The following is an 8,204-nucleotide window of genomic DNA, read 5'->3' as shown; positions in this document are numbered from 1 at the left end:
ACTCTGCACTGTAGGCGATAATCTGATCAACCGTACAGGACAAACAGCACCAAGGACGGTCAAGGAGCGTCGTTGGTGCTGGTTATTTGGTTGAGTTTATTCATATTTAACATAACCTTTTTCTTGTAATTTAGCTGCAGCTTCACTAAATTTCACTGGTTTTGGTTTGGTCTCAGGAAATTGATTTGGATCGCGTCGATGTAACTCTTTCCAGTCCATAGTTTGGTAATTATATATTACGGTTTGAATGTATTCTCCATCTTCCTTCTCAACTTTAGAGATTATTCCAGTTACATCCTTATAAAGCTCTTGACTTTTGTTCAGAAGTTGAATAACCTCTTCTTCAGATTTGCCTAATCCTTTAGGGTTATAAAAGTAAATACCAATCTGTTTATAGACGATGTCATCCTTGAAGTAGTAGATAAGAAATGTTGATCCACCTTTATCTACATGCTTGAATCTTTGTACACCGTCTTTTGGCAGATCTTCTGTTGTATTTTGTTTATTGGACGTTGGAGCAGTCGTAGTTGCTTCAGCTGCTTGTGTAGTCTCTGTTGCACTACTAGCTGAGTTGTTTTGTCCGCAAGCGACTAGTACAAAAATTGATGAGAGTAATGCAACTGATATTTTCAAGTGTTTATTCATTTTGATAGAATCCTTTCTTAAAACTTCTTACATTTTATTGCTTAATATAACCATTTTCAAGCAACTTTGGAACGACATCACTATATTTTAAAACTGGTGGATTATCATCTGGATGTGTTTCAGGAGATCGCTTATGTAATTCTTTCCAAATTTCTTCCCGACTATAGCTTGGTTTTTCTTCTGTCACTTTACTTTGTAATTCTTGATACATCCCTAGCACCTCTGCTTTTCTAGTCACTGATCAAAAAGCCATTCGTAGGTGACTTTTTATTTCTTAAACATCAAATTTTTAATGAAAGAGAATCTGGTACAAAATGAAGTAAAGCACAAGCAATACCAGTTATACTTTCAGTTCAGTTTTGCAATCACGGCCTTCAACGGCTTTTTTGAAAATAGCTACAAATAATCCAAATATAATAACTGTCAACCATCCAAAAATCATCAGCATAAGAATCACCTACCTTTTTATTACTTTATATCTTACTCTCTTAACTCTGCACTGTAGGCGATAATCTGATCAACCGTGTCTGACAAGAACTGAATGGTATCACGGAGTGGTTTATCTGTTGAAATATCTGCTCCGATAATCATAGCTGACTCAAGCGGTGTCTTGCTGCCACCTGACTTGAGGAAATCTAGCCAATCTAGAGCTCCGGTATCAGAATTTTTTAGATGGAGGTACCCAGCAGTCGAGATAACTAGTCCAGCTGAGTAGGTATAACTATATAAGCCCATGTAGTAGTGAGCTTGGCGCATCCAAGTCAGAGCCGCATCATCATCAATCTCAATAGCATCCCCCCAGAAGTCAGTCAAGACTTCCTTCATAATGCTGTTGAGTATACTTGCTCCAAAGGTTTCACCCTCTTCAATCAATGTATAGACCTTACGTTGGAAGGCTGCTTCCAAGAGGTGCGTGATAAAGTTATGGAAGTAGGTATCTGTCAAACGATGAGCAAGGGCAAAGCGTTTTTGACGTGGGTCATCAGATTGGCGTTCCAAGTAGTCACTGAGAAGCAATTCATTGAAGGTTGATGGTGCTTCTACATAATAGGTCGACATATGGGTGTTAAAGTAGCTTTGATGATTGTCCGAAAAGATGAATTGACCAGAATGTCCGATTTCATGAATCAAGGTATAAACATCGCTCAGACGGCCCGTCCAACTCATGAGGACATAAGGATGCACACGATAGGGATCTGCTGCATAGCCACCAGAATCCTTGCCACTATTGGCAGCAAAGTCCACCCAGCGTTCTTCTTGATAGCGAGCAACTTCCTGACAATATTCTTGTCCCAAAGGTTCTACCGACTTCATGACCAAATCATAGGCATCATCAATGGTCACTTCAGGATTAAGGGCGCTGTCCAAGTCCAATTTCCAGTCTGCAAAGGTCATCTTTTGAAGACCATTCACTTTGGCAACATGCTTGAGATATCGCTGAGCAACTGGCGCAAAATCCTTCATGATGAGGTCAATCTGGCGGTCAAACATGGCACGGTCCACTTCTTGTTCAGCCAGAAGATAATCAAAGACTGAGTCATAGCCCTTCATATCTGCCAACAGTTTTTCAGATTTAACCTGAGCAAGATAGGCTGCCGCAGCTGTATTTTGGTGCTTACGAAGTCCTTCTGAGAAAGAACGGAAGGATTTCTCACGAACCTCAGCATCCTCGTGGTTTTGATAGAAGTTTTCATAGGTCACAAAACTGTTTTTGTAGGTTTTTCCATGGGCTTCAAAATCAGCCATTTCAAAGTCCCCAGCTCGCATTTTAGTATAGATATCCTGTGGACTGTAGAAAACTTCACCCAGATTGGTCAAGGCCCTCTCCACATCAGCCCCAAGATAGTGGGCTTTTTTGATTTTGGCCTGACGAATAGCTGCAGTCAAATGTGGCAAGTCACCCAAACGGTCCAAGACTTCTTCGTCTGCTTCTACCAAGGCATCATCAAAGAAGGTCAAGGCTACGCTGGCATCTGTTTCAAAGTCCATTCCAGCTTGGGCGATATTGGCAAAATCTTCATTGCTATAGTCTGTCGTCTGAGGCATAAAAGCGTAATTCCCGATATGGCTCATCTGAATATAGATTTGCTCCAATTCTTCAAAGGCCTTCTCGAAATCTTCAAAAGTGTGAAGATTGCCCTTGTAGTCACGACTAAACTGGTTAATATCTTCACGCGCCTTCTCTATCGCACGCAAGAAATCCTCACGGTCTTGATATAGGGCTGTTAAGTCCCAAAGTTCATTTTCAGGAAATACTGAACGGTGTTTTTGTTCCATCTTTTTCCTCTTATTTCTCTAATTCTAATAAAACACTAAGGGCTGATAAAGCGTAAAGTGGTGCTGTTTCTGCTCGCAAAATACGAGGACCAAGTCCTGCCAGGACTGCTCCCTTTTCTTCAAAACTTTCAATTTCTGCAGGCGACAGACCACCTTCCGGTCCAAAGATAAAGAGCAACTTAGCCCCTTTCTCAAGACCCGTGACTGCTTGTAAGAGGGCAGCGGATTCTCCTTCTTTGGCTGACTCTTCATAGGCCACCACAATGCGGTCAAACTGGTCCAGTTGGGCTAGAAAGTCTGCTTTTTTCTCGAAAAGCTGGACACTTGGAACCAGATTCCGCTTGCTTTGCTCGGCTGCACCAAGAGCGATTTTTTCTAACTTCTCAACCTTTTTGCCCAATTTCTTGCCATCCCACTTGGCGACTGACCAGTCTGCAGGAAAAGCCCAGATCTGGCTAGCACCGAGTTCTGTTACTTTCTGAGTGATAAACTCCAGCTTATCTCCCTTGGGAAAGCCTGATGCGATGGTCACTTGGACTGGCAATTCCACATTGTCATCTAATTCTTCGACCAACTCCAACTGACGGGTTTCCACATTGACCACGCGCGCCAAGCGCTTAATCCCATCATCAAAGACTAGAGTCACCTGGTCATCTTCTTTCAGGCGCATGACCTGAAACATGTGCTTGCTGGTTTCCTTGTCCTCGATGATGACAGGTGAGATTGCACTCCCCTTGACAAAATACTGCTGCATGCTAGCCTCCAATCACACCGGAGACATCCTTGGTCTTCTTGAAGACGCAGGCATTCCATTCCCCTTGGATCATGTGGGTTTCTAGGAAAAATCCAGCTGACTCAGCCGACTCACGCACCATGTTCCACTTGTCCTTGATAATGCCACTCATGATCAGGTAGCCTTCATCCTTGACCAAGCGATAAGCATCATCCGTCAGATGAATGAGGATATCCGCCAAGATGTTGGCCACGATGACGTCTGCCTCAATCTCCACGCCCTTGAGCAAATCGCCTGGCGCCACATGGATATTTTCCATGCCCGGATTGAGCTCAATATTTTCCTGAGCGACTCGAACCGCTACATCATCTAGGTCATAGGCAAAGATTTCCTTAGCACCCAGAAGTGAGCTAGCGATAGAAAGAACCCCTGAACCAGTCCCTACATCTAGCACTGTTTCGCCACCACGAAGGACCTGCTCCAAGGCAAAAAGACTCATCTTGGTCGTAGGGTGTGTTCCAGTCCCAAAGGCCATACCAGGATCTAGCTTGATAATCTTTTCTCCCGCTGTTGCTTCATAGTCCGTCCATGATGGCACAATGGTCAAATCATGAGTGATACGTGCAGGTTCATAGTATTTCTTCCAGTTGTCCGCCCAGTCTTCCTCAGCCAAGGCAGTGGTGCCAATCTTGACTTCGCCCAGATCCATAAAATCTGTCAATTCTGCCAGACGATACTGCAAATCCGCTTCAACTGCTGCTACATCAACCGTTTCAGGGTAGTAGGCGGTCACTACGATTTCTTCCTGTTGCTCGACCTCAGGGAAAATCTCACCAAAGCGGTCCACATTTCCAACATAGTCCATGCTATCTTCAATTGCTACCCCTTGGGCACCTAACTCAATCAAGAGGTTGGAAACCAACTCCTCTCCCTCACGCTTGACTGTAACTTTTAACTCTTGCCATGTTTCCATCTGATTCTCCTTAACAATCCATTTCTTCTAATTCTTTTAGTGTTTTACCATTCTTGTTCTTCCAGTCAGTTCGTCCATTCGTATTCATTCCTAATATAAAAGCAGCTGCATAAGATGGACTGGAGAACAGTTGTTTTTCTTGTAAAACACCATCTTTAATCATATTTGTTTTGATTAACTCTTTACGCAATTCTTTTAGGCTTGCTGGTATTGCGGATGAATCAACCACATCCACTTGACTTCCTTCTAAAACAACAAAGCCTTCTGAAGTCTGTTCACAGATTGCTTCGATCGTTCTATTTGATTTCTTGGTTTTTCGCTTTAGATAGAGATAAGTTGAATTTTCATCAGAAACATTCTGACCTGTTTTCTTGGTCATAGGAACAAACACTCGGTACCCTAAGGTTCCTACAATCATCAAGGTGTTTTCCACAACCTCATCCAACTCGGATTGCTTTTCTTCTGTTACATTCCCAGAATTGGGCTCATTCCCATTTTTTACAATGAAGCGCCCCGCGTCCTTTGCTAGTTGTGTAAATTTATTTTCCAAGTAACTAATTTCCGTGGGTCCAAAGGAGTTATTCTGCGTCGTCAAAATAATTACATCATTAAAATAATCTGCATGATTGTCACGAGTATGTTCCTGAACACGTAAAAGGACACCTTCACCATTTTTGCGATTCGTTGCCTGCCCGATGTAGGTAACATCCTTTTGCTTATCCTCATTACGACCAAATAGGAAATAAATGCCGCTTTGCTTCATTTCATCACGTGATTTTAAATCTGCCAATTGAATTCGAGGAATTTTATAAATCACCCCTGTCCAATTCGACAAGGTACATTTAATTATCCCAGTAACTTCTCCATCCATGAGAAACATATTGATATTCTTACTACGATTTGGCATCTACCTTACTTCCTCCAAATAATCCCTCAATCTCCCCTGTAGCTGAGGCACTGCTTGTTTAGAATTGAGAAATTCCTCAATAGGCATCAGTTTATAGGCCTGTCCTTCATCCCCAAAGGTGATACTGTCAAACTGATCCTGACTTAACTGACCGACCATAAAGACAGACTGCCGACCTTCAAAGAGCACGCTGGGATAGACCTTGCTCCAAAGTAGACAGTCTTCATCTAAATGAATTCCCAGTTCCTCATAAACTTCACGCGCTGCGCACTCGAAAGGACTTTCGTTTCCTTCACGACCACCACCTGGCAACTCCCACATGTTGGGACAAGGGATATCGTCCTTGTCATCACGTAAGATAGTCAAGACCTTATCCCCACAAATCAAGGCAATCTTAGAGCCCGTAAAATCAAACTTTTTATCAATACAATCCAAATTCATAATCATTTCTTCCTAATATCTCGGATAAGGGTAAAATTCTCCCTCTTCCAAGCCGACTTTTCCTTCTTCAAAGACTTCTTGATTCCATTCCATGGCAAATTCTTCTGCTTCTGGGTCTTCCAAAAAGTCCATGAGGGCATCTAGCCCAACCTCTGCAGTATCTTTGAGAAATAGCGCAAAATAAGCTAAGAATTCACGAGAGAAACCTTTTTTAGGTAGATACGGAATAACAGTTAAATAGTCTTCTGCATTAACTGTTGACTTGGCAGGATTGTAAAAAAGCACCGCTTCTTCAAAGAGGATATCATCTGACGAAACCTCTCCGTCTTCATCTAACATCTCCACTCCTGCAGAATTTCGTGCCTCTAACAGAAAACTCACTTCCACCGCATGATTGCGCTTGTCCCAGCTAATCTCATAATCAAAAGGAAAGTTCTTGTCCAACTCTTCTTGTAAAACATCTAAAAATCCGTATGTTGCCATTTTATCCTCTTTCTGTATGACTCTTTAATCGCCCCGAATACTCGGAAATATGCTAAAATAGATACTACCATATTACCACATTCGTATCAGAAAATCCATGTTAGAAAGGACTGCTATGCCAGACAATCTCGCGCTTCGTATGCGCCCCAAAACCATCGACCAGGTCATCGGTCAGGAGCATCTGGTCGGACCAGGAAAAATCATCCGCCGTATGGTGGAGGCCAACCGCCTGTCATCCATGATTCTCTATGGACCTCCGGGCATCGGAAAAACCAGTATCGCTTCGGCCATCGCTGGAACGACCAAGTATGCTTTTCGGACCTTCAATGCCACTGTTGATAGTAAAAAACGTCTCCAAGAAATCGCTGAGGAAGCTAAATTCTCAGGTGGCCTTGTACTGCTACTAGACGAGATTCATCGTCTCGACAAGACTAAACAAGACTTCCTCCTTCCTCTCTTGGAAAGTGGTCTAGTCATCATGATCGGGGCGACAACTGAAAATCCTTTCTTTTCTGTAACTCCAGCCATCCGCAGTCGTGTTCAAATTTTTGAGTTGGAACCCTTGTCTAACCAAGATGTTAAAGAGGCCGTTCAAATCGCCCTCACTGACCCTGAACGAGGATTTGATTTCCCTGTTGAGTTAGATGATGATGCCCTTGATTTTATCGCAACATCTACCAATGGAGATCTCCGGTCTGCCTTCAATTCAATTGATTTGGCAGTTCTCTCCACTCCAGAAAATGATGACGGTATCCGTCATATCACGCTTGAAATCATGGAAAATAGTCTTCAGAGAAGCTACATCACTATGGACAAGGATGGAGACGGACACTATGATGTTCTCTCTGCCCTGCAAAAATCCATCCGTGGATCCGATGTCGATGCTAGTCTCCACTATGCTGCTCGCTTGATAGAAGCTGGTGACCTTCCTAGCCTAGCTCGTCGTTTGACTGTGATTGCTTATGAAGATATTGGCTTAGCCAATCCCGAAGCTCAGATTCATACCGTAACTGCTTTGGATGCTGCCCAAAGGATCGGTTTCCCAGAAGCCCGCATCCTCATCGCCAATGTCGTCATTGATCTGGCACTTTCACCTAAGTCTAACTCAGCCTATGTGGCTATAGATAAGGCCTTGGCTGACCTTAAAACATCGGGGCATCTGCCGATTCCACGTCACTTGCGAGATGGACATTATAGCGGTAGCAAGGAACTAGGTAACGCCCAAAATTATCTCTATCCACATAATTATCCTGGTCACTGGGTCAAGCAAGAATACCTACCAGAAAAAATTCGTGACCATCATTACTTTTCTCCAGAAGATAGTGGAAAATACGAACGGGCCCTGGCTCAACGCAAGGAAACCATTGATAAATTACGAAACTCGTGAAATCCTTTTCAAAATTTTTAATTTTCCCTTGATTTTTTTTGAAAAAGTGGTATCATATAATCATAGAAACGCTGTGGTGTACGACTTCACATTTAAGTGTTGACCGACTATTTTTTGTATTATTAGGGAAACAAAAGTCTTCTAACAGCATGTAGGCCGTCTCACACGGAAACAGCTTCAGTTAGAGCGAGTTGCCCACCTGCTTAATTGCGCGGGTTCAATACAAACCGTGAAGTTTCGGCACCAATACAGCTTTTTATTTGCCTCCTTAGCTCAGTTGGTAGAGCAGTAGACTCTTAATCTATGGGTCACAGGTTCGAGCCCTGTAGGGGGCATCTAAATCAACAGGAAAAAGCCT

At 43.0% G+C, this 8,204-nt stretch carries 9 protein-coding genes and 1 tRNA gene; 2 read left to right on the top strand and 8 right to left on the bottom strand.

Annotation, left to right across the window (positions count from 1 at the left end):
- Nucleotides 1-96: 96 nt before the first annotated feature.
- From HMPREF3237_RS03450 to HMPREF3237_RS03420, 8 genes are all read right to left on the bottom strand, one after another.
- Nucleotides 97-645 (bottom strand): DUF1307 domain-containing protein, encoded by a 549-nt coding sequence (locus HMPREF3237_RS03450; RefSeq protein ID WP_070888846.1) that lies wholly within the window; start codon nt 643-645, stop codon nt 97-99.
- Between the two features lie 34 nt (nt 646-679).
- Nucleotides 680-856 carry a hypothetical protein gene (locus tag HMPREF3237_RS08985; protein ID WP_180364195.1) on the bottom strand — a complete coding sequence of 59 codons (177 nt, stop codon included), beginning with the start codon at nt 854-856 and terminating at the stop codon, nt 680-682.
- Between the two features lie 269 nt (nt 857-1,125).
- Nucleotides 1,126-2,922 carry an oligoendopeptidase F gene (pepF, locus tag HMPREF3237_RS03445; RefSeq protein WP_070888845.1) on the bottom strand — a complete coding sequence of 599 codons (1,797 nt, stop codon included), beginning with the start codon at nt 2,920-2,922 and terminating at the stop codon, nt 1,126-1,128.
- Nucleotides 2,923-2,932: 10 nt separating this feature from the next.
- Nucleotides 2,933-3,676 (bottom strand): 16S rRNA (uracil(1498)-N(3))-methyltransferase, encoded by a 744-nt coding sequence (locus HMPREF3237_RS03440; protein WP_070888844.1) that lies wholly within the window; start codon nt 3,674-3,676, stop codon nt 2,933-2,935.
- Between the two features lies 1 nt (nt 3,677).
- Entirely contained in the window at nt 3,678-4,628 is a 951-nt protein-coding gene (gene prmA, locus HMPREF3237_RS03435; protein ID WP_070888843.1) for a 50S ribosomal protein L11 methyltransferase, read from the bottom strand.
- A 10-nt stretch (nt 4,629-4,638) separates the two neighbouring features.
- A complete protein-coding gene (locus tag HMPREF3237_RS03430) occupies nt 4,639-5,535 on the bottom strand; it encodes a GIY-YIG nuclease family protein (protein ID WP_070888842.1) in 897 nt (298 codons plus the stop codon).
- The gene (locus tag HMPREF3237_RS03425; protein ID WP_070888841.1) at nt 5,536-5,976 is read right to left on the bottom strand and encodes an NUDIX hydrolase; all 441 of its coding nucleotides are present in this window, start codon (nt 5,974-5,976) and stop codon (nt 5,536-5,538) included.
- 12 nt (nt 5,977-5,988) lie between these two features.
- Nucleotides 5,989-6,459, bottom strand: a complete 471-nt coding sequence (locus HMPREF3237_RS03420) for a DUF3013 family protein (RefSeq protein ID WP_070888840.1) — start codon at nt 6,457-6,459, stop codon at nt 5,989-5,991.
- Nucleotides 6,460-6,574: 115 nt separating this feature from the next.
- Here HMPREF3237_RS03420 and HMPREF3237_RS03415 point away from each other — a divergent pair, with 115 nt between their 5' ends.
- A complete protein-coding gene (locus tag HMPREF3237_RS03415) occupies nt 6,575-7,846 on the top strand; it encodes a replication-associated recombination protein A (protein ID WP_070888839.1) in 1,272 nt (423 codons plus the stop codon).
- 262 nt (nt 7,847-8,108) lie between these two features.
- Nucleotides 8,109-8,181 (top strand) — tRNA-Lys (locus tag HMPREF3237_RS03410).
- Nucleotides 8,182-8,204 lie beyond the last annotated feature (23 nt).

This window comes from Streptococcus sp. HMSC34B10 (assembly GCF_001839505.1).
GTDB classification, from domain to species: Bacteria; Bacillota; Bacilli; order Lactobacillales; family Streptococcaceae; genus Streptococcus; species Streptococcus peroris.
Note: the sequence above shows the minus strand (reverse complement) of the source record. Positions and strands in the feature narration are given on the sequence as shown.

Bases quoted from the DNA above. Each gene is read 5' to 3' on its own strand.
- HMPREF3237_RS03450 (WP_070888846.1), bottom strand. From the start codon at position 645: ATGAATAAACACTTGAAAATATCAGTTGCATTACTCTCATCAATTTTT.
- HMPREF3237_RS08985 (WP_180364195.1), bottom strand. From the start codon at position 856: ATGTATCAAGAATTACAAAGTAAAGTGACAGAAGAAAAACCAAGCTAT.
- pepF (WP_070888845.1), bottom strand. From the start codon at position 2,922: ATGGAACAAAAACACCGTTCAGTATTTCCTGAAAATGAACTTTGGGAC.
- HMPREF3237_RS03440 (WP_070888844.1), bottom strand. From the start codon at position 3,676: ATGCAGCAGTATTTTGTCAAGGGGAGTGCAATCTCACCTGTCATCATC.
- prmA (WP_070888843.1), bottom strand. From the start codon at position 4,628: ATGGAAACATGGCAAGAGTTAAAAGTTACAGTCAAGCGTGAGGGAGAG.
- HMPREF3237_RS03430 (WP_070888842.1), bottom strand. From the start codon at position 5,535: ATGCCAAATCGTAGTAAGAATATCAATATGTTTCTCATGGATGGAGAA.
- HMPREF3237_RS03425 (WP_070888841.1), bottom strand. From the start codon at position 5,976: ATGAATTTGGATTGTATTGATAAAAAGTTTGATTTTACGGGCTCTAAG.
- HMPREF3237_RS03420 (WP_070888840.1), bottom strand. From the start codon at position 6,459: ATGGCAACATACGGATTTTTAGATGTTTTACAAGAAGAGTTGGACAAG.
- HMPREF3237_RS03415 (WP_070888839.1), top strand. From the start codon at position 6,575: ATGCCAGACAATCTCGCGCTTCGTATGCGCCCCAAAACCATCGACCAG.